This is a genomic window from Bradyrhizobium nanningense (assembly GCF_004114535.1).
GTDB lineage: Bacteria > Pseudomonadota > Alphaproteobacteria > Rhizobiales > Xanthobacteraceae > Bradyrhizobium > Bradyrhizobium nanningense.
The window spans coordinates 52308-69705 of sequence record NZ_LBJC01000023.1; the positions used below are offsets into that span (position 1 = coordinate 52308).

Annotated in this window: 22 protein-coding genes; 13 read left to right on the forward strand and 9 right to left on the reverse strand. The window is 64.9% G+C overall.

Annotated features, from left to right (window positions below; all coding sequences use genetic code 11):
- Nucleotides 1-26: 26 nt before the first annotated feature.
- The 5 genes from XH84_RS16335 to XH84_RS16350 all read left to right on the forward strand — a co-directional run bounded on the left by XH84_RS16335 (nt 27) and on the right by XH84_RS16350 (nt 2716).
- Complete coding sequence (locus XH84_RS16335; protein ID WP_128921512.1) at nt 27-677, forward strand: glutathione S-transferase family protein; 651 nt, start codon at nt 27-29, stop codon at nt 675-677.
- 158 nt (nt 678-835) lie between these two features.
- Nucleotides 836-1012 (forward strand): hypothetical protein, encoded by a 177-nt coding sequence (locus XH84_RS39835; protein WP_164718788.1) that lies wholly within the window; start codon nt 836-838, stop codon nt 1010-1012.
- Between the two features lie 73 nt (nt 1013-1085).
- Entirely contained in the window at nt 1086-1244 is a 159-nt protein-coding gene (locus tag XH84_RS16340; RefSeq protein WP_164936508.1) for a hypothetical protein, read from the forward strand.
- A 128-nt stretch (nt 1245-1372) separates the two neighbouring features.
- Nucleotides 1373-2182 carry a PAS-domain containing protein gene (locus XH84_RS16345; RefSeq protein WP_128921514.1) on the forward strand — a complete coding sequence of 270 codons (810 nt, stop codon included), beginning with the start codon at nt 1373-1375 and terminating at the stop codon, nt 2180-2182.
- A 78-nt stretch (nt 2183-2260) separates the two neighbouring features.
- Nucleotides 2261-2716: a GNAT family N-acetyltransferase gene (locus tag XH84_RS16350; protein ID WP_128921515.1), complete on the forward strand. Its 456-nt coding sequence runs from the start codon at nt 2261-2263 to the stop codon at nt 2714-2716.
- 121 nt (nt 2717-2837) lie between these two features.
- Here the strand turns inward: XH84_RS16350 and XH84_RS41405 are convergent, their stop codons facing one another.
- A complete protein-coding gene (locus XH84_RS41405; RefSeq protein WP_283811953.1) occupies nt 2838-2969 on the reverse strand; it encodes a hypothetical protein in 132 nt (43 codons plus the stop codon).
- Between XH84_RS41405 and XH84_RS16355 the strand changes: the two genes are divergently transcribed.
- Nucleotides 2968-3909: an aldo/keto reductase gene (locus XH84_RS16355; RefSeq protein ID WP_128921516.1), complete on the forward strand. Its 942-nt coding sequence runs from the start codon at nt 2968-2970 to the stop codon at nt 3907-3909. The genes XH84_RS41405 and XH84_RS16355 overlap by 2 nt on opposite strands.
- A gap of 18 nt (nt 3910-3927) precedes the next feature.
- On the opposite strand, the gene hmuQ is transcribed toward XH84_RS16355, so the two are convergent.
- The 3 genes from hmuQ to XH84_RS16370 all read right to left on the reverse strand — a co-directional run bounded on the left by hmuQ (nt 3928) and on the right by XH84_RS16370 (nt 7288).
- Nucleotides 3928-4251, reverse strand: a complete 324-nt coding sequence (gene hmuQ / locus XH84_RS16360; RefSeq protein WP_128921517.1) for a heme-degrading protein HmuQ — start codon at nt 4249-4251, stop codon at nt 3928-3930.
- Nucleotides 4252-4523: 272 nt separating this feature from the next.
- Nucleotides 4524-5738, reverse strand: coding sequence for a DUF1501 domain-containing protein (locus XH84_RS16365; protein ID WP_128921518.1), 1215 nt, complete (start codon nt 5736-5738; stop codon nt 4524-4526).
- A 2-nt stretch (nt 5739-5740) separates the two neighbouring features.
- On the reverse strand, nt 5741-7288 hold the full coding sequence (locus XH84_RS16370) for a DUF1800 domain-containing protein (protein WP_128921519.1): 1548 nt from the start codon (nt 7286-7288) through the stop codon (nt 5741-5743).
- A gap of 114 nt (nt 7289-7402) precedes the next feature.
- Between XH84_RS16370 and XH84_RS40820 the strand changes: the two genes are divergently transcribed.
- Nucleotides 7403-7597, forward strand: a complete 195-nt coding sequence (locus tag XH84_RS40820; protein ID WP_128921520.1) for a cysteine-rich CWC family protein — start codon at nt 7403-7405, stop codon at nt 7595-7597.
- Between the two features lie 125 nt (nt 7598-7722).
- Here the strand turns inward: XH84_RS40820 and XH84_RS16380 are convergent, their stop codons facing one another.
- The 3 genes from XH84_RS16380 to XH84_RS16390 all read right to left on the reverse strand — a co-directional run bounded on the left by XH84_RS16380 (nt 7723) and on the right by XH84_RS16390 (nt 9530).
- Nucleotides 7723-8421, reverse strand: a complete 699-nt coding sequence (locus XH84_RS16380; protein WP_128921521.1) for a glutathione S-transferase family protein — start codon at nt 8419-8421, stop codon at nt 7723-7725.
- A 102-nt stretch (nt 8422-8523) separates the two neighbouring features.
- A complete protein-coding gene (locus XH84_RS16385) occupies nt 8524-8754 on the reverse strand; it encodes a hypothetical protein (protein ID WP_128921522.1) in 231 nt (76 codons plus the stop codon).
- Nucleotides 8751-9530: a sulfite exporter TauE/SafE family protein gene (locus tag XH84_RS16390; RefSeq protein ID WP_128921523.1), complete on the reverse strand. Its 780-nt coding sequence runs from the start codon at nt 9528-9530 to the stop codon at nt 8751-8753. The genes XH84_RS16385 and XH84_RS16390 overlap by 4 nt, the downstream gene beginning before the upstream one ends.
- Before the next feature lie 153 nt (nt 9531-9683).
- On the opposite strand from XH84_RS16390, the gene XH84_RS16395 reads away from it, so the two are divergent.
- The 3 genes from XH84_RS16395 to XH84_RS16405 all read left to right on the forward strand — a co-directional run bounded on the left by XH84_RS16395 (nt 9684) and on the right by XH84_RS16405 (nt 11226).
- Nucleotides 9684-10601 carry a LysR substrate-binding domain-containing protein gene (locus XH84_RS16395; RefSeq protein ID WP_128921524.1) on the forward strand — a complete coding sequence of 306 codons (918 nt, stop codon included), beginning with the start codon at nt 9684-9686 and terminating at the stop codon, nt 10599-10601.
- Nucleotides 10602-10713: 112 nt separating this feature from the next.
- Entirely contained in the window at nt 10714-10938 is a 225-nt protein-coding gene (locus XH84_RS16400) for a hypothetical protein (RefSeq protein WP_028134417.1), read from the forward strand.
- A 57-nt stretch (nt 10939-10995) separates the two neighbouring features.
- Entirely contained in the window at nt 10996-11226 is a 231-nt protein-coding gene (locus XH84_RS16405) for a hypothetical protein (RefSeq protein ID WP_128921525.1), read from the forward strand.
- A 38-nt stretch (nt 11227-11264) separates the two neighbouring features.
- Here XH84_RS16405 and XH84_RS16410 read toward each other — a convergent pair whose 3' ends face one another.
- A complete protein-coding gene (locus XH84_RS16410) occupies nt 11265-12506 on the reverse strand; it encodes a hypothetical protein (RefSeq protein WP_128921526.1) in 1242 nt (413 codons plus the stop codon).
- Nucleotides 12507-12767: 261 nt separating this feature from the next.
- Between XH84_RS16410 and uvrB the strand changes: the two genes are divergently transcribed.
- The gene (gene uvrB / locus XH84_RS16415) at nt 12768-15758 is read left to right on the forward strand and encodes an excinuclease ABC subunit UvrB (protein ID WP_128921527.1); all 2991 of its coding nucleotides are present in this window, start codon (nt 12768-12770) and stop codon (nt 15756-15758) included.
- Between the two features lie 259 nt (nt 15759-16017).
- Nucleotides 16018-16191 (forward strand): hypothetical protein, encoded by a 174-nt coding sequence (locus tag XH84_RS39840; protein WP_164936509.1) that lies wholly within the window; start codon nt 16018-16020, stop codon nt 16189-16191.
- A gap of 104 nt (nt 16192-16295) precedes the next feature.
- Here the strand turns inward: XH84_RS39840 and XH84_RS16425 are convergent, their stop codons facing one another.
- Complete coding sequence (locus XH84_RS16425; RefSeq protein WP_128921528.1) at nt 16296-16529, reverse strand: hypothetical protein; 234 nt, start codon at nt 16527-16529, stop codon at nt 16296-16298.
- 280 nt (nt 16530-16809) lie between these two features.
- Between XH84_RS16425 and XH84_RS16430 the strand changes: the two genes are divergently transcribed.
- Nucleotides 16810-17256, forward strand: coding sequence for a nuclear transport factor 2 family protein (locus XH84_RS16430; RefSeq protein WP_128921529.1), 447 nt, complete (start codon nt 16810-16812; stop codon nt 17254-17256).
- Nucleotides 17257-17398 lie beyond the last annotated feature (142 nt).

The window sequence follows — 17398 nt, forward strand, 5'->3', positions numbered from 1 at the left end:
CCCGTCCTCGGAATCGAACTTCCAGAATGTACAAGCTCTATTCGATGCAACGCTCGGGCAATAGCTACAAGGTCCGCCTTGCGCTGGCGCTGCTCAACGTGCCTTACGAAGCGATCGAGGTCGACATTCTGCGCGGCGAGAGCCGCACGCCGGACTTTCTGAGCAAGAACCCGTCAGGACAGGTGCCGCTGCTCGAGGTCGGCGACGACCGTTATCTCGCCGAGTCGAACGCCATCCTCTGGTACGTCGCCGTCGGCACCCCGCTTGCGCCCGAGAATCGCATCGACCGCGCCGAGGCGCTGCAATGGATGTTCTTCGAGCAGCACGCGCTCGAACCGAATATCGGCGCCGCCTATTTCTGGTTGTCGCTCGTCAAGGGCGGCCGCGACCTGCAGACCCATTCCCTGGAGGACTGGATGGAACGCGGCTATGGCGCGCTGCAGGTGATGGAGAACCACCTGAAGACCAACGCCTATTTCGCCGCGCGCCAGCTCACGGTCGCCGACATCGCGCTGTACGGCTACACCCACCTGGCCGACCGCTGCGACTTCGACCTCCAGGCCTTCCCGGCGATCCGGGACTGGCTGAAGCGGGTGGAAGCCGCGCCCGGCTTCGTGCCGATGGACTGGCGGCCGGCGGACATCGACGACCCCGCCAGCATCGCGGCCAGCGCATGACGGTGCCCCGCCCTGCTCTGGGGAATAGCGGGTATAAAGGTAATATTTGCCGCAATCCGGCCATTTTCACCGCGATAGCCGCCGCAATATTGCCGGTTGAAACTGGGAAATTGTGGAAAGTCGCGGGTGATTCGCTCGCGTGTTGAAGGATTTAGACCATGACACGGGCGTCCGGCACGGCAGGCTTTCAGGGCCATCCCGCCACCGTCGCGTCTTCCCGGCTGACCAACGCGGTCGCGGCCTCACTCGCCGTCGCCGCGCTCTCGCTGTGCCTGATCGTCACCCTGACGGTGCTGTCGACCAAGGCGACCATGGCGATGGGCCTGCCGGTCTGATTCCCGTTTCATCCTGGTCCAGCCTTCAAGGCGCCGCATGCCCCGCGCCGGCCGGCATCGCGACAGGACGTCGATGAAATCACCTGTACTAGTCGTTGCAATCACATTGACTGCGGCCATCCTGGTCGCGGCGTCATTGTTGATTGTCGTCGGCACCCGCAAGGGGCCGGGGACGTCGACGCTGAATGCGCCTGCGCTGCAACAGCCGCTCAAGCACGCGCACTTGGTCTAAAATCATCCGAAAGCCTGAGACTTGCGGGCAAACGCGCCTTAAGCACACCGCACGAAAGCGCATCGCAATGGCGCAACGATCAGCCAGTGTTGCGACCTTACCTCGTTCGGGAGGAGCGAGACTGGCCCATGCGGTTCGGATGGCGTGCGATCTCCGGTCCGATGCTGACGGCAGCAACCCTGCTGCTGGCGATGCTCTCCGATCGCTTGATCCCCCCGCCCTCGCCGGCCCCGCTGCTCGTTGGCCTCGTGGCGCTCGCCGGCGCATTGTCGGGTCTCGCCTCCGCCATCACCAGCGCAGCCGTCGCGGTGATCGGTGCGACGCTGTTGTTGCTCAGTCGTCACGGCGTTTCCACCTCTTTCGCCGATCTCGTCCAGCTCGGCCTCCTGGCCATCACCGCTGCCGGCACCGCCCTCATCATCGGCCTGATGCGGGAGCGGCTGCTCGGCACGTTCGCGGCCGAGCGCCGAAGCCATGCCACGGCCGCGCGGCTGTCGGCCGCGCTCGACCAGGTCGATATCGGCATCGTGCTGCTCGATGCCGAGACGCGGGCCGAGTTCATCAACCGCGCGTTCCGCGATTATTTCGCGTTGCCGGACGAGATCGCCGACGGCAAGCCGCCCTTCATCGCGTTGATGTATCACGGCCGCGACACCGGCGCGTTCGAGCTGCCCGAAGACGAACTGGGCACCTTCATCGCGCAGCGCATGGAGATGGTGCGGACCGGCGATGCCACGCCGATCAACATCGCCCTGCGCACCGGCGAAGTGCTGCGCTTCGTCTGCGCCGCGCTGCCGGACGGCGGACGGATGCTCAGCTATACCCCGGTAACCGACCTCGTGCGCCACACCGACCCGCCGGCACGCGCCGACTACTATCGCTCGCTGCGCGATCCCACCAGCCGCAAGCTGATCCGCTATCTGCGCGTCGCGGAATGACCATTCGGCCCTTCGCGATTGATCGTTGCACCTGTCATCACGTATGAAGTGAGCTCATCGATCGCGGGACCTCCACACATGTCGCTCACCATTCGCTCCGTCACCAGGCAGGACTATGATCAATGGCTGCCGCTGTGGGACGGCTACAACGCCTTCTACGGCCGCTCCGGCCCGACCGCGCTTGCGCCAGAGATCACGCGCATGACGTGGCAGCGCTTCTTCGATGCCTATGAGCCGGTGCACGGCCTCGTCGCCGAGAGCGACGGCAAGCTGCTCGGCATGACGAACTATCTGTTTCATCGCAGCACCACGGCGATCGAGCCGTCCTGCTATCTGCAGGATCTGTTCACGCTCGAATCCGCGCGCGGCAAGGGCGTCGCCTCGGCCCTGATCCATGGCGTCTACGAACGCGCAAAGCTGGCGGGGTCGCCACGCGTCTATTGGCAGACGCACGAGACCAATCTCACGGCGCAGCGCCTGTACGACAAGGTCGCGGAGCGTTCCGGCTTCATCGTCTATCGCAAGCTGTTCTGATCCCCGCGCGCACCCTGTGGATAACTCCCGCTGTCACCCGCGCGTAACATAGCGGGATTAGGCTGCACCTGCGTCTGATCAGGCCCCCCGTCACCGATCAAGCGCCCCAAAGCGGTCCCCGTCAGTCGCCGCGTCTGACAGGGGCCGCGTTTTTTTGTCCGCCTTGCCAGCATGGCTGCAGCGCGGCGCGCGCCTTGCTGCTGCGGTGCGCGGTGGTCAGAATGCCGCCCTCATCGCTGACAGGATCTTCCATGGAAATTCGCAATCTCGGCGCCTCCGGCCTTCGCGTGTCCGCGGTCGGGCTCGGCTGCAACAATTTCGGCCAGCGCACGGATCTGGAGACCTCGCGCAAGGTGATCCACCGCGCACTCGATCTCGGCATCACGCTGTTCGACACCGCCGACATCTATTCGAACATGGGCGGCTCGGAGACGGTGCTCGGCACCGTCCTGGGCGATCGCCGCAAGGACATCGTGCTGGCGACGAAATACGCCAAGCCCATGGCGGAAGACGGCACCAAGCAGGGCGCCTCGCGCCGGTACATCATGGCGGCCGTGGAAGCGAGCCTGAAACGGCTGAAGACCGACTACATCGATCTCTATCAGCAGCACGATTACGATCCGCTGACGCCGATCGAGGAGAGCCTGCGCGCACTCGACGATCTCGTCCGCCAGGGCAAGATCCGCTACATCGGCAATTCCAACTTCCCGGCTTGGCGTATCGCGGAAGCGGAGTACGTCGCCCGCGCGATGAACGTGAGCCGCTTCGTCTCCTGCCAGGACGAATATTCTCTCGTCGTGCGCGACATCGAGAAGGATCTGCTGCCGGCAGCGACGGAATACAAACTCGGCCTGTTACCGTTCTTTCCACTCGCGAGCGGACTCCTCACCGGCAAATACAGGAAGGGCGAGGCCGCGCCCGGCGACACCCGCTTCGGCCAAACTCCGCGACTGCGCGACCGCTACGTCACGCCGCGCAACGAGGACATGGTCGAGAAGCTCCAGGCCTTTGCCAAGGCGCGCGGCCACAGCATGCTCGAGCTCGCGTTCTCATGGCTCGCCGCGCGCCCGCAGGTGTCGAGCGTGATCGCCGGCGCCACCCGCGTCGAGCAGATCGAGGAGAACGTCAAGGCGATCGCGTGGAAGCTCAGCGCGGATGATCTTGCCGAGATCGACAAGATCACTCTGAGCTGAACTCTGCGGCGGGGCGCGTTACTTCGCGCCGCGCCCGACCGTCTGCATCACCTCGAAACCTTCGAACTGGGGATGGCCGAGATAGAGCGGCTTGTTGTCGCCGGCCCGCTGATGCGCGGCGCGAAACGCCTCCGACTTGGTCCAGGCCTCGAACGCGGCGTGGTTCGCCCAGACCGTGTGCGAGGCGTAGAGCGTGTGGTCCTCGGCTTCCGGCCCGCGCAGCAGATAGAATTCGACGAAGCCCGGCACCTTGTCCAGATGCGTGTCGCGCGTGAGCCAGACCTGCTCGAAGTCGGCCTCGGAGCCCTTGGCGACACGGAAGCGGTTCATGGCGATGTACATGGCTGTGGTTCTCCTGCAAAGACGATCGTGAGGGAGGCACCGTTCTCTCGCTCCCTCGCCCCGTTCTTACGGGAAGAGGGTGGGGTGAGGGGCCGTCTCGGCGAGTTCGGTTTGAACTATAGGCGAAGACCACGATACGGGCACTGTCATTATGCGAGTCGGATGGACTACCCCTTTGCGCAACAATGTGCCCTGCCCCTCACCCGGATCGCTCAGGCGCGCAATCGCGCGCCAAAGCGATCCGACCTCTCCCCGCCAAGAGCGGGGAGAGGTTAAGAAACCAATCCCTTGATCGGCTTCGCGCTCGCGCTATCTGGAAACACCGTTTCCGCCAGCACGCGGTCGGACAGCCCGAACTGCCCTTGCAGCACGCCCTTGATCACCGAGCGCAAGTCCGTGGTCGGCTTGAGGTCGCGGCCCTCGTGGAGATTGGCGAGCTTGAGACCCGGCCAGTCGGCGATGACGCGGCCGCCCTTCACGGCGCCGCCGGCGAGCAGTGCGATCGTGCCGGTGCCGTGATCGGTGCCGTCGGTGCCGTTGATGCGCGCGGTGCGGCCGAATTCGGTGGCGACGACGACGACGGTGTCGCGCCAGCGCTCCGCCAGGCCGCTTTCGAATTCGGCGAGTGCGCCGTCGAGGCCGCCGAGCAGGAAGGCGAGACGACCGACCGGGCCGCCTTCATTGGCATGCGTATCCCAGCCGTCGAAGGCGAGCGCGGCGATGCGCGGGCCGTCGTCAGCCGCCATCAGCTTGGCGGCGCCGCGCGCCACTTGGCGCATCTGTGCGACGGCGTTGCCGGGCTTGCGTTTCATGTCGTCACCGCTTGCGGCCTTGTCGAGTTGCAGCCCCTGTGACAGCGCCGTGGCCAAGGAGGGATCGCGGTGACGATAGAGATCGACGAGGCGCATCGCGGTGTCGTCATCGGCCTGCGGCAGCACCAGCGGCGCCCAGCCGACGGTCGGCGCATTGCCGCGCAGCACCAGCGGCGTGGTGGGCCCGACCGCAAGACCGCTCGACACCCGCTCGCCGCGCGGCAGCGCTTCGAGCGCGCGGTTGAGCCAGCCGGATTGCACGCGGCCCGGCCCGGCATAGCCGCTTTCGAGCACGTCCTGGCCGTCGAAATGCGAGCGGTCGCGATAGGGCGTCGCCACCGCATGGACCACCGCGGCGTGCTTGTCGCGATACATGCGCGCAAACTCGGGCATGGCCTGATGTAACGCGAAGAAGGAGTCGAGCATGATCGCGGGATGGGCGCCGTCGCTCGCGAGCGCGATCGGGCCGTGCAGGCCGGCATAATCGGGGTCACCAATCGGGGCGACGGTCGAAAGGCCGTCGAGCGCGCCGCGCAGGATCACCACGACCAGCCGGGGATCGCGCCCATCGGCGGCGCGTGCGAATTTCGGCAGGTAAGCCCAGGCCGCGAACGAGGCGCCGCCAAGCAGAAGGCCGCGGCGCGAGGTGAGCAGCCGGTTCTCGGTGCAGTCCATCGTCACCTCCTCTGCATTTCCGGCGACATCAAGAGCAGTGCCAGCGCCTGCTGCCGCGATTCCGCGCGCTCGACGGTTCGCCGCGTTTCGATCGAGGCCGCATCGGCCGCCGCGAATTCGAGGAGGTCGAGCGGATCGATGTTGTTGCCGAGCCGCGCACCCATCTGTGCGGCGATATCGAGCCTGAGCTTCATCCCTTCGGGCGCAGCCCAGGCGGCGCTGCTATCCGGGAAACCGTTCGGCCCCGCCGGCGACCACAGCGGCTGGCCCAGCAGATTGAGATTGTTGAGATACGCGCCGGGATCCTCCGGCACGCGCGCGAGCAGCCGGCCGCTGGCGACGAGGAAATCGTAAGGGCTGCGCATCTTCGTCAGCGGCGCTTTCCAGGCCTCGTCGGAATCGACCAGCGCGGTTGCCAGCGTCCTGAGATCGCCGTCGGTCCTGACGAAGACATCGCGCAGGCGCGCAACCAGCGCCGGCGGCGGATCGTCGGCGACGAAATGGCGGACGAATTTGGTGGCGATGAAGTTCGCGGTCGAGGGATGCCGCGCGATGTCGGCGAGCGCGGCCTCGCCCTGTGCGAGGCCCGTCGGCTCGTAGGACTTGCCGAGCAGCATTTGCGGACCGGGCTGGTGCGCATTGGCGTTGAACACGAAGGAGCCGGGAGGGCCTAACTGCCCCTGCCTTCCGGCGAAGGTCCAGCCGGTGATGATGCGCGCGAGCGAGGTGACGTCGTCCTGCGTATAACCGCCGCCGACGCCGAGCGTATGCAGCTCCATGATCTCACGCGCGAGATTTTCGTTCAGGCCGCGCTTGCGATTCTGGCCCGCGCGCGAGTCCGGGCCGAGCGATTGCTGGTTGTCGAGGAAGAACAGCATCGCCGGATGCTGCTCGACTGCCCTCAGCATGTCGGCGAAGCGCCCGAGCACGTGCGGCCTGATCGCCTCGCGCTCGAACGCGCCGGCCCAGATCCGCGCCAGCTCGCCCTTGCTCGCTGCGATGCAGAAATGATTGGACCAGAACACGACGAGACGCTCGGTGAAGCCGCACTCTGCCAGCGTCGCGCGCTGCAGCCGCGCCAGCGCTTCAGCGCGGAAGGTCTTTTGAATCACGTTGAGCGGCTGTGGCGCCGGCTTTGCGGCCGGCGCCGCTGCGCCTGGCTGCATCAACTCCGGCTTCGCCGCGATGTCGGCAGGCTTGGCCTGTGCCATCTGGCCGGCGATCTCCGTCGCGGCCGCGTTCAGCGAGAGATTGCGGCGGAGCGCGGGCTTCTGCTCGGTCGGCGCCGGCGTCTCGGCGGGCGCTGTGGCCTTTGCCGCTTCGCGCGCCTGCTTGACCTGATCCTGATAGGCGAAGACCGCCTGCCCGAGCTGCTGCGTCGATTGCAGGCCGGGCGCCTCCAGCAGCAAGCCGGTCGGACGGGCGAGCTCCGCTTTTACGAAGCCGCGCGGATCGGAGGCTGCGTTGATCAGATCGCCCGAGGCGCCGCCGCGGGCACCGAAGCCAAAACGGTTGAGCGCAACGAGCGCGGCTTGCGAATCGCGGGCCATCGATTTGTCCTTGGCGTGCCGGGAGCCGCTTTCCGAGTCCGCGCGCGAGGCCTAATATACCGCAACGACCGATGAACCCGACATGAAAATCACGGCGAAGCTTCGACGCAAATCATGACAAATCCGAAAGAATCCTCGAGGCCGGAACCGCGCCGCCTCGCCTGCGCGCGCTGCGGCACCGAGTTCGGTTGCGATCTCTCGGGCAATTGCTGGTGCGCGGAGGAGACAGCAAAGCTACCGATGCCGGTCGCGGGCGAGGATTGCCTGTGCCGGGAGTGCTTGCGCAGGGCGGCGGAGGCAGTATCGTAGGGCGGGCAAAGCGACTTGTCCGCCGTAGCTCGAAGAGCGAAGGCGGAAGCGTGCCCACCATTTTCATTTGCGTGTGCGAGAAGACGTGGGCACGGCGCTTTACGCCTTTGCCCGCCCTACGAAGCTTACACCGCAAACCCCGGCGACTTCCGCGCCATGCCGTCGAACGCATCGAGCAGCTTCTCGCGCCAGGCATAGACCGGATCATCCGCCTCCAGCAGCTTGAACGGGCTCACCACCCGCGCCCATTGAAAACCGCCGAACACGATGTAGTCGGCATAGTTCGGCGCGTCGCGGCCGATGAAGGGCTGCTTCTTCAGCGTCTGGCGCATCACTTCGAGCGACTTGCGGAAGGCAACCACGCCGGTGTCGCGGCTCGCCATGACCTCTTCCAGGCTCTTGCCGCCGAACCGCGCTTCGCGCGACTTGCGAAAATACGCAGCGTCGTTCTCCGCCAGATTGTTCGGGATGTCGGCGACGATCAACGGAAAGATGCCGCCGACGATGGCGATGTCGCCGAAGGCGTTGATGAAGCGCGCCATGGCGCGGCCGCCCTCGCCGCCGAACAGCGACGGACGGTCCGGAAAACTGTCTTCGAGATGATTCGCGATGGTCCAGGAATCGACGACCGGCTTGTCGTCGTGCAGCAGCACCGGGACTTTCTCGGAGCCGTGCGGTGCAAGCGCGCTCTTCTCGGTGAAGCGCCAGGGCAGCGATTCCGCCGACAATCCCTTGTGCGCCAGCGCCATCCGCGTGCGCCAACAATACGGGCTGAACGGACGCGAGGCGTCGATGCCGACGAGTTCGTAGAGCTTGAGTGACATGTGCTGTTCCGTCCTTGCGAGCGCAGCGAAGCAATCCAGTCTGCCGCCGCGAAGGACATTCTGGATTGCTTCGCTGGCGCTCGCAATGACGATGTGGAGAGATTACCGCCCGTTCGCGCGCAGCAACCTCTCGCCGCCTTCCGTCACCGCGATCACCAGTCCGAGGCCGGCAATCGTCTCGCGCGCGACATAGCCGCGGTCGGCGGCGTCTTCCCAGATGGTGAGGCGCGGGCACGAGGTCTTCCAGGTCGAAATCACCTCGGCATAGGCGCGTGGTTCGCGCGCGACCCATTCGACGAAGTCCAGCACCAGCGGATCGGCAGTCTCGCTCATTGCAAACCTCCCTTGTCGAAGGCGGCCAGCACTGGCGTGCGAACCATGAGCCAGCCGCCATAGGCGATGTAATAGCAGGCGATGGTGGTGATCAGCTTGTTCGACCAGGCGATGAATTGCTGGTCGGTCATGGCTTCGAGGATGCGCCGCGCCAGCGTGGTGCCCAGCATCGAGGCTGCGATCGCAACGCCGGCGAGCACGGGATCGAGGCTCGCCGCCTGATCGATGATGCCGCCGAAATAGATCAGCTTGGTGAAGTGGCTGACGAGCTGGCACATCGCTTTGGTCGCCACCTTCTCGCGCCGGCCGAAATTGCCGCCGAGGAAGAAGGTGTCGAGCAGCGGGCCGGAGACGCCGGTCATCAGCATCAGGCCCATGCAGATCGTGCCGTAGACCGTACCCTGCCAGAGACGGTCGGGATCCGGCTTGATGTTCGCGGGCAACAGCCGCGCCATGAACGGGGTGATGCCGAGCAGCAGCAGCGCCATCGGCTTGTCCGGCACGTAGCGGGTGAGCGACCACGCCGCGAGCGCGATGGCGGCGCCGACCATGTAGTTCGCGACCGGCCGCCAGCGGATATGCGCCCGCCACAGGAACGCGCGCCATCCGTTCGAGGCCATCTGCGTGATCGCGTGCAACACCATCGCGGTCGGCAGCGGCATCAGGGCCAGGAGCACGCCGATCAGGATCAGCCCGCCCGCCATGCCGAACAGCCCCGACAGGAACGCGGTGGCGACCATCAGCAATCCGAGGGCAGCGATCATGATGGGCGTCACGGGGTCGTTCTCCTTTCGGCAGGTAAGGGACGCAAGCTGCCGATTCCCGCGCCGCGCTTGCGGGGAAGGGCGAAGGAGAAGGTGCCTCGCTTGCCCTGGCTTCGCAAACTGAGTTATCTTGGCCTGGCATCAGCTTTCCTGAGGGTGGGTCATTTGCGGCGGCTGCTGTTTCTCAACGGCATCAAGGCGTTCGAGGCGGCGGCGCGGACCGGCAGCTTTGCTGCGGCCGGGCTCGAGCTGAGCGTGTCCGCAGCCGCCGTCAGCCGCATGGTGCATCTCTTGGAAGAGCGGCTCGGCGTTGCGCTGTTCGAGCGCAAGGCCAACCGCCTGGTGTTGACGCAGGCCGGCCGCGCCTATCAAAGCGGGCTGACGCCGATCTTCGATGCGCTGGCCAGCCTCACCGCGCAGGTGACGGCGCCTGCAAGCGTCCGCGTGCTCACCATCGGCGTCGGCCATACCTTTGCGATGCGCTGGCTGATCCCGCGCCTGTCGGAATTTCGCAGCGAGGAGCCCGATATCGAAGTGCGCTTCACCACCGGCGGGGCGTCGGTGCCGTTCGGCGAGGACTGGAGCTGCGGCATCAAGCTCGGCACCGGCGACTGGCCCGGCCTCGTCGCCGAGCCGTTGTTCGCCGGCGACCTCACCCCGGTCTGCGTGCCCCGCCTCGCGAGCGGCCTGAAGCGCCCGTCCGACCTGAAGGGCCCGAGCCTGATCCGCGTGGCGCACTCAGCCGAGGACTGGCCGATCTGGCTGAAGGCCGCAGGCGTCACCCGCATCAATGCGCGCGGGCCCGAGTTCCAGTTCTACGGCCAGGCGCTGCAGGCCGCGGCCGACGGGCTCGGCATCGCCATGGGCATCCGCCCCTATATCGACGACGACCTCGCCGCCGGCCGGCTGGTCGCGCCATTCGACCTCTCGGTACCCAAGGGCATGCGCTGGTATCTGCTCTATCGCAGCTTTCAGACCGAGCAGCGCGACTTTGCCGCGTTCCGCCGCTGGATCATGCGCGCGGCGGCGGAACCCGCCGCCCGGCCGGTGAAGCGAACGGGCCGTCCTACCGCGCGGAACTGACGCCCGACAGCAAAAAAGCCGGCCGCTTGTGAACGGCTTCACATTCCGAAATACCCAAACGTGGTCCCCTGACCCTCCAACAAGACACGTACGGAAAACTTCGGGGACGACCATGACGACGCTCTACGACGGCTTTGACATCGAATCTTTCGAGGCTGGCAAAGGCCTCTGGCACGCCCGCATTCGCCGCGCCGATCTCAGCCCCCTCGCCATCGACGGCGTGCTGTTTCCGGCCATGGAAGTCGGCTTCGCCTGGCCCGATCAGAACGCCGCGATCGCCGACGCCAAGCATCACATCGACCGCTTCCGCCGGCGGACCGACAGCGACGACGAATAAGCGGCCACGACGGCAAGCCAGCCAGGGACAGCGCAGCGCAAGAAGGGGCAACCGGTCATGTCAGTCATCGAATTCGAAGACACGTCGCGGCCGAGGATCTACAGCCGCACTGTGCTGTCGAATTGCCCGGAATGCGACGGTGATCTCGCCGTGCTGCGGGTCATCGGCGGGCGCGCCGGAAACGAGTACTGGACCATGCGCTGCACCGATTGCGGCGGCATCCACCTCGACATCCTGACGCCGTATCAGGCCAGCGCGGACGACGAGGGTCCGCTGCCGGCGGCGTGAGCCCCTGCTGCCAGGAGCCCGCGCGCGTCGCATGTCGACTACCGCGTCGGCACGCTAGGTGCGGCGGGCTTTGACTGCTCGATCGAGCCTGTGGACTCTGGCTCACGCCGCGGGGCCGCAACTGCGCTTGGCGGTTCGGAGGGACGAGTCGGAACGGGCTGACGCGCATATTCGGTCGGCGTTTGCCGCTTGACGCTATAGAAGCGTCCACCCGTCCCCCTGATAAAATACCTTTGCTCGAAGATTTCCTTATATACGGGATCGTCCGCAAGTGTCCTGGCCATCACCGTCTTGCAAGCATTCTCGGCGTCGAAGAAGCTTTTGCAGGTCCGCCAAATGAATGCCGTCACGAGATAAAAATGCGGAACGTAAGCATCGAAATTGAGTGTGGCGTAGTTCATATTCGACACAAACGCCCGCCAAAGCCGCAAATTACCGTTGCCGTTGTTCACGATGTAGCGCGCGTAGGCGAGAGTTTTGCAGACTGCCGCTTCTGACGAAATATCGTATGTCGCATCAACGGGCGCATTCCAATCAATTGCCCACGCAAACGTAGAGCAACGACGCGTCAGGTTATCGATGATAAGCCACAGATTGATCTCAAGCGAATCTCTGTAGAGCGGCAGCAAGGTGACGACCGGCCCCGCACTCGAGAAACTCAAGTTGAGAAGGTCATCGACGATTGTCGTCGTTTCGTTGACCGCCTTGTTGGCGTAGATCGCGGCCTTCGCGGTCGACGACAGGACCGGAATCTTCCCCATCAGCTTGTCACGGATTTCGCCCAAGTAGACATTGCTCTGAGCGTTGAACAATGAAGACAATGCGAGCCTGAAAAGGGCGTAATCGAGTCGCGCCATCTTCTCGTCAAAGAACTGACAGATGGCAGGCTCCGTATAGCCGGACGCATCGATCGTTCCGATCTTGTTAGGCGCATTTTGTACCTTGGTTGCATCGTCGAAACCAACGACGATGTATTTGCCTGTGCCCCTTGGATAAAGGCAATTGTACGCCTCCGACGAGATGGTCAGAACTGTTTTCAGATTTCCTTCGATCGCGGCCTTGTCAGTTTCGTTGTGGCTACCTTGTCGTGCGGCTGCGAGCAGTACACCGGCCAACAGGTACGATCTGAACAATCTATGGCTCTTCGTATTGGCAACGAAGAGTACGTAGTCCTCTATCTCCGCGACCGTTCCACCCCTTCGATCAATCTCCGCGCAGCCCGACAGCATCGACAGCGCAACGGCCGCCGCGGCAATGCGGCGTCCCATTCCGAACAGCATTCCCCGCCCCCAATTTCGTAAATAAAAAACTCAGCCTATAGGCGAATGTCGCCATGGGAGGTTTCGATTCGCGAGTGGGTTGCGGTTGGAATCCGATACGACTGCGGCGTTTTCCACAAGCTCGGGTTCCATTGCAGCAGGCCGCCCTCGGAGCCGGCTTGGCCTTGACCGCCGATCCTGCTGCCAACCTGCTGTCAGCAGCCTGCATAGCAACAGGCATTCGCCCTTTATTGCGGGGCGGACTCGTCCCATATTCGCTGCATGGCGAAGAAACCTGCATCCTCCGAAAAATCCGGCAAATCCCCCAAGACCAAGGCCCTGAATTCCAGGGCGCCAAATTCCAAAGCTCATCGCCCAGACGTGCAGCCGATCGGGCCGGCGCTGGCCGAGTTGCTCAATCCCGCGATCAATCGCGGCGATGCCGGGCTTGGATCGGGCACCGGCCTGCAGCCGCCGCCGGACAATTCGCGCGACCGCCGCTCGGGCGGCGAGGCCGCGGCCCATCGCGCGCGGGCCTCGACGCCGAAGGCGTTTCCCCAGGATAATGCGTCGCCGATGCCGCTGCGGCCCAATCCGCAGCCGCCGGGCGCCCGGCAATCCACCGAAATTGGCGAACTGGAAGAAGCACCGCAGGCCAATTACGGAACCGCGGCCACGATCCCGACGCTCGATCCGGAATTGGCACGGCAGCTTGGATTGCCCACCGAGGAGGACGACGCCGAGGCGTTGGCGCGTCCGCCGCGCTCCAAGATGGAGGCACTCGGCGTCAAGGCGACCGCGGATGCGCTGGAATCGCTGATCCGCGAGGGCCGGCCGGAGTTCCGCAAGGACGACGGGTCCACCAAGGTGTGGACGCCGCACCGCCCGCCGCGGCCGGAAAAGTCCGAAGGCGGCGTGCGCTTCGAGATCAAGTCGGAATATCAGCCCAAGGGCGACCAGCCGACTGCGATCGCGGAGCTGGTCGAAGGCGTCCAGCGCAACGACCGCACGCAAGTGCTGCTCGGCGTCACCGGCTCGGGCAAGACCTACACCATGGCGCAGGTCATCGAGAAGACGCAGCGCCCAGCGCTGATCCTGGCACCGAACAAGACGCTCGCAGCCCAGCTCTATGGCGAGTTCAGGAACTTCTTCCCGGACAACGCGGTGGAGTATTTCGTCTCCTATTACGATTACTACCAGCCGGAAGCCTACGTCCCACGCACCGACACCTATATCGAGAAGGATTCCTCGATCAACGAGCAGATCGACCGCATGCGCCACTCGGCGACGCGCGCGCTGCTCGAACGCGACGACGTCATTATCGTCGCCTCGGTGTCCTGCATCTACGGTATCGGCTCGGTCGAGACCTATACTGCGATGACCTTCGCGCTGAAGAAGGGCGAGCGCATCGACCAGCGCCAGCTCATCGCCGACCTCGTCGCGCTGCAGTACAAGCGCACCCAGGCCGATTTTACCCGCGGCACGTTCCGCGTCAGGGGCGACGTCATCGACATCTTCCCGGCGCACTATGAGGACCGCGCCTGGCGCGTGAATCTGTTCGGCGACACCATCGAGACCATCGAGGAGTTCGATCCGCTCACCGGCCACAAGCAGGACGAGCTCGAATTCATCAAGATGTACGCCAACTCGCACTATGTGACGCCGCGCCCGACGCTGGTGCAGGCGATCAAGTCGATCAAATCAGAGCTGAAGCAGCGGCTCGACCAGCTCAACAACCAGGGCCGCCTCTTGGAAGCCCAGCGGCTGGAGCAGCGCACCACCTTCGACCTCGAGATGATGGAGGCGACGGGGAGCTGCGCCGGCATCGAGAATTATTCGCGCTACCTCACGGGACGCCGGCCCGGCGAGCCGCCGCCGACGCTGTTCGAATACGTGCCCGACAACGCGCTGATCTTCGCCGACGAGAGCCACGTCACCATCCCGCAGATCGGCGCCATGTTCCGCGGTGACTTCCGCCGCAAGGCGACGCTGGCCGAATACGGCTTCCGCCTGCCGTCGTGCATGGACAACCGCCCGCTCCGCTTCGAGGAATGGGACATGATGCGGCCGCAGACGGTCGCGGTGTCGGCGACGCCGAGCGGCTGGGAGCTGAACGAGAGCGGCGGCGTGTTCGTCGAACAGGTCATTCGCCCCACCGGACTGATTGATCCTCCGGTCGACATTCGCCCGGCCCGCACCCAGGTCGACGATCTCGTCGGCGAGGTGCGTGCCACCGCGCAGGCCGGCTATCGCTCGCTCGTCACGGTGCTGACGAAACGCATGGCGGAGGACCTCACCGAATATCTGCATGAGCAGGGCATCCGCGTCCGCTACATGCACTCCGACATCGACACCATCGAGCGCATCGAGATCATCAGGGATCTTCGCCTCGGCGCGTTCGACGCGCTGGTCGGCATCAACCTGCTGCGCGAAGGCCTCGACATTCCCGAATGCGCGCTGGTCGCGATCCTCGATGCCGACAAGGAAGGCTTCCTGCGCAGCGAGACCTCGCTGATCCAGACCATCGGCCGCGCCGCGCGCAACGTCGACGGCAAGGTGATCCTCTATGCCGACCAGATGACCGGCTCGATGGAGCGCGCCATCGCCGAGACCAACCGGCGCCGCGAAAAACAGGTCGAGTACAACAATGCCAACGGCATCACGCCGGAGAGCGTGAAGAAGCAGATCGGCGACATCCTCAACTCGGTCTACGAGCGCGACCACGTGCTGGTCGAAGTCGGCGGCCACGACATGACCGACGACGTCATCTCGATCGGCCACAATTTCGAAGCCGTGCTCGCCGATCTCGAAACAAGGATGCGCGAGGCCGCCGCCGACTTGAACTTCGAGGAAGCCGCGCGCCTGCGCGACGAGGTCAAGCGCCTGCGCGCCACCGAGCTTGCGGTCGTCGACGACCCCACCGCAAAACAACGCACCGTGCAGGGCAAGGCCGGCGCCTACGCCGGCACCAGGAAGTACGGCGATGCCGCCAACCTGCCCGTCAGCGCCATGAAGAAAAAGACCGTGGGCTCGGCGCTGAAAGCCAGCGGCAGCAACAGCGGCTCGAAGGTCCACAAGCCACATCTCGACGAGATGCACGGCCCGGAATCGCTGCCCTACCGCGAAAAGCAGACGCTGCCGGCAAAGCCGTTCGGAAGCACGAGTCGCATCATACAGCCGACGGATTCGCGGCAGTCGGGGCCGGAGTTCGGGCCGGCGCCGAAGTCGACGGGTGGGATGCCGGGGCGGCGTGGGGGGTGGAAGAAGAGGTAGGGCTAGAATCGACAATGCCGCTCGTGGCTAGGGCCCGCCGGCAGCGTCTTGGAATGACGGCGGAGAGACGTCCTTCCTCACCCCACGCTCGCCGTCACCGACAGCAGCGGCACGAGGGTGACGAGCTGAAGCGAGGCGACCGGCTGGGTGCGCCATGCCGTGATCTTGTCGGACAGCGACAAATGGGCTTCGAAGAATTTCGGCTCACGGTCTTGAAGAGGTGCGGGAAGCTCGGACCGAAGCTCACGGCGAATAGTGCGTGGGCGAGCGAGGCGATGGCGACGCCGGGATCGCGGACGAGATCGTGATTGCCGCAGAGCTTGAGCAGGAAGGCGGCTCACAACTGCTCCAACATCGTCATTGCGAGCGCAGCGAAGCAATCCAGAGTCTTTCCGCGGAGGGATTCTGGATTGCTTCGCTGCGCTCGCAATGACGGGTCGAGGGAGCACGGCTCCGACTGTCGTCCGACGCGCGGCGGCTTCCCCTCACGCACCTCAGTTGGGCAAGAATGGAGAGCCGACGCGGATGCAGGGCGTCCTACAACTTCCCCTGCCCGTTCACCTGGCCCTGCTGCTGTCGCTGCTTCTCCTGCTCCTTGGCGTGGTGCCGGCCGTAGAGGCAGCCGGCGGCGGCGCCGAGTGCGCCGTGATGGCCGGCATAATGGCCGGCGACGCCACCGACGATGGCGCCCTTGATGCAGCCCTTGGCGTTGACGGCGGAGGTCGCGCTGCACATCAGCAGCACCGTGGCGATGGCGACAAGAGATTTCATGGATCGGTGTCTCCGGATGCGATGTCAGACCCTCAACGAGCGCGGATGGGTCCGAGTTCCAGCACCTGGGCCACGCACGCCTCGCAGATAGGCGTGGGGCGTCATCGCCAGGAGCAAAAGTCCGCACGCAGCCGAGTGCGCGGCCCGCCATCGCCCCCCATGAACGCGGCATGGCGCTCGCGCGTCATAGTTGGCAAGCACCCTGTGTTTTTGCGGATTGATGGACCCGCGAGGCCCGCGGTAGCGTTTGTGATCCACTGCCGACGAGGGCGGGAGCAGCATGACGGTTGAATCGCTGAACAGGCAACGCGTGCTGCATCTGCTCGACGCCTTCGCGCGCGGCGACATCGAGGCCGCGCTGGCGTGCTGCACCGACGACGTCGACTTCCTCACCCACCCGCCGATCGACGTGCTGCCGCACATGGTGCCGCGCCACGGCAAGGCCGAGCTGCGCGAGCTCTGGCAGACGATCTGGTCGCGCTATTCGGAGGTCCGCTACAAGGCGCCACACGTCGTCGCCGAGGGCGAGGCGGTCGCGACCTACATGAACACCTATTTCAGGAAGCGCAGCAACGACCGCATCGTGCAGTTCGACATGGCCGTGTTCTATACGTTCCGGGGCGGGCTGGTGGCGGAGATCCGCGAGATCATCGATTCCTACGATCTGGTGCAGCAGGTGCTGGAGCGCGAGATCGGCCCGTTGATCACGGGTGCGCGGGTGGATTGATCCTTATCTTCCCGGCCGGACTCCGGATCGGAACCCGCGCCCGGAAGGTTACGGGGTTCTATTGTAGATCTCACAAAGTCCGTTCAATTGTGCATTGCGAAAACGTGAATTGCGTTTTGGCCGAAGTTCGGTATTTTGTTCG

What these genes read in the sequence shown, in the direction of transcription:
- XH84_RS16370 (WP_128921519.1), bottom strand. Translation starts at nt 7,288, where the DNA reads ATGGCCCGCGATTCGCAAGCCGCGCTCGTTGCGCTCAACCGTTTTGGC.
- XH84_RS16340 (WP_164936508.1), top strand. Translation starts at nt 1,086, where the DNA reads ATGAAATCACCTGTACTAGTCGTTGCAATCACATTGACTGCGGCCATC.
- XH84_RS16345 (WP_128921514.1), top strand. Translation starts at nt 1,373, where the DNA reads ATGCGGTTCGGATGGCGTGCGATCTCCGGTCCGATGCTGACGGCAGCA.
- XH84_RS16355 (WP_128921516.1), top strand. Translation starts at nt 2,968, where the DNA reads ATGGAAATTCGCAATCTCGGCGCCTCCGGCCTTCGCGTGTCCGCGGTC.
- XH84_RS16335 (WP_128921512.1), top strand. Translation starts at nt 27, where the DNA reads ATGTACAAGCTCTATTCGATGCAACGCTCGGGCAATAGCTACAAGGTC.
- XH84_RS16385 (WP_128921522.1), bottom strand. Translation starts at nt 8,754, where the DNA reads ATGAGCGAGACTGCCGATCCGCTGGTGCTGGACTTCGTCGAATGGGTC.
- XH84_RS16400 (WP_028134417.1), top strand. Translation starts at nt 10,714, where the DNA reads ATGACGACGCTCTACGACGGCTTTGACATCGAATCTTTCGAGGCTGGC.
- XH84_RS16410 (WP_128921526.1), bottom strand. Translation starts at nt 12,506, where the DNA reads ATGCTGTTCGGAATGGGACGCCGCATTGCCGCGGCGGCCGTTGCGCTG.
- XH84_RS39835 (WP_164718788.1), top strand. Translation starts at nt 836, where the DNA reads ATGACACGGGCGTCCGGCACGGCAGGCTTTCAGGGCCATCCCGCCACC.
- XH84_RS16350 (WP_128921515.1), top strand. Translation starts at nt 2,261, where the DNA reads ATGTCGCTCACCATTCGCTCCGTCACCAGGCAGGACTATGATCAATGG.
- XH84_RS16430 (WP_128921529.1), top strand. Translation starts at nt 16,810, where the DNA reads ATGACGGTTGAATCGCTGAACAGGCAACGCGTGCTGCATCTGCTCGAC.
- XH84_RS40820 (WP_128921520.1), top strand. Translation starts at nt 7,403, where the DNA reads ATGACAAATCCGAAAGAATCCTCGAGGCCGGAACCGCGCCGCCTCGCC.
- XH84_RS16425 (WP_128921528.1), bottom strand. Translation starts at nt 16,529, where the DNA reads ATGAAATCTCTTGTCGCCATCGCCACGGTGCTGCTGATGTGCAGCGCG.
- XH84_RS16405 (WP_128921525.1), top strand. Translation starts at nt 10,996, where the DNA reads ATGTCAGTCATCGAATTCGAAGACACGTCGCGGCCGAGGATCTACAGC.
- hmuQ (WP_128921517.1), bottom strand. Translation starts at nt 4,251, where the DNA reads ATGTACATCGCCATGAACCGCTTCCGTGTCGCCAAGGGCTCCGAGGCC.
- uvrB (WP_128921527.1), top strand. Translation starts at nt 12,768, where the DNA reads ATGGCGAAGAAACCTGCATCCTCCGAAAAATCCGGCAAATCCCCCAAG.
- XH84_RS16365 (WP_128921518.1), bottom strand. Translation starts at nt 5,738, where the DNA reads ATGGACTGCACCGAGAACCGGCTGCTCACCTCGCGCCGCGGCCTTCTG.
- XH84_RS16380 (WP_128921521.1), bottom strand. Translation starts at nt 8,421, where the DNA reads ATGTCACTCAAGCTCTACGAACTCGTCGGCATCGACGCCTCGCGTCCG.
- XH84_RS41405 (WP_283811953.1), bottom strand. Translation starts at nt 2,969, where the DNA reads ATGGAAGATCCTGTCAGCGATGAGGGCGGCATTCTGACCACCGCGCAC.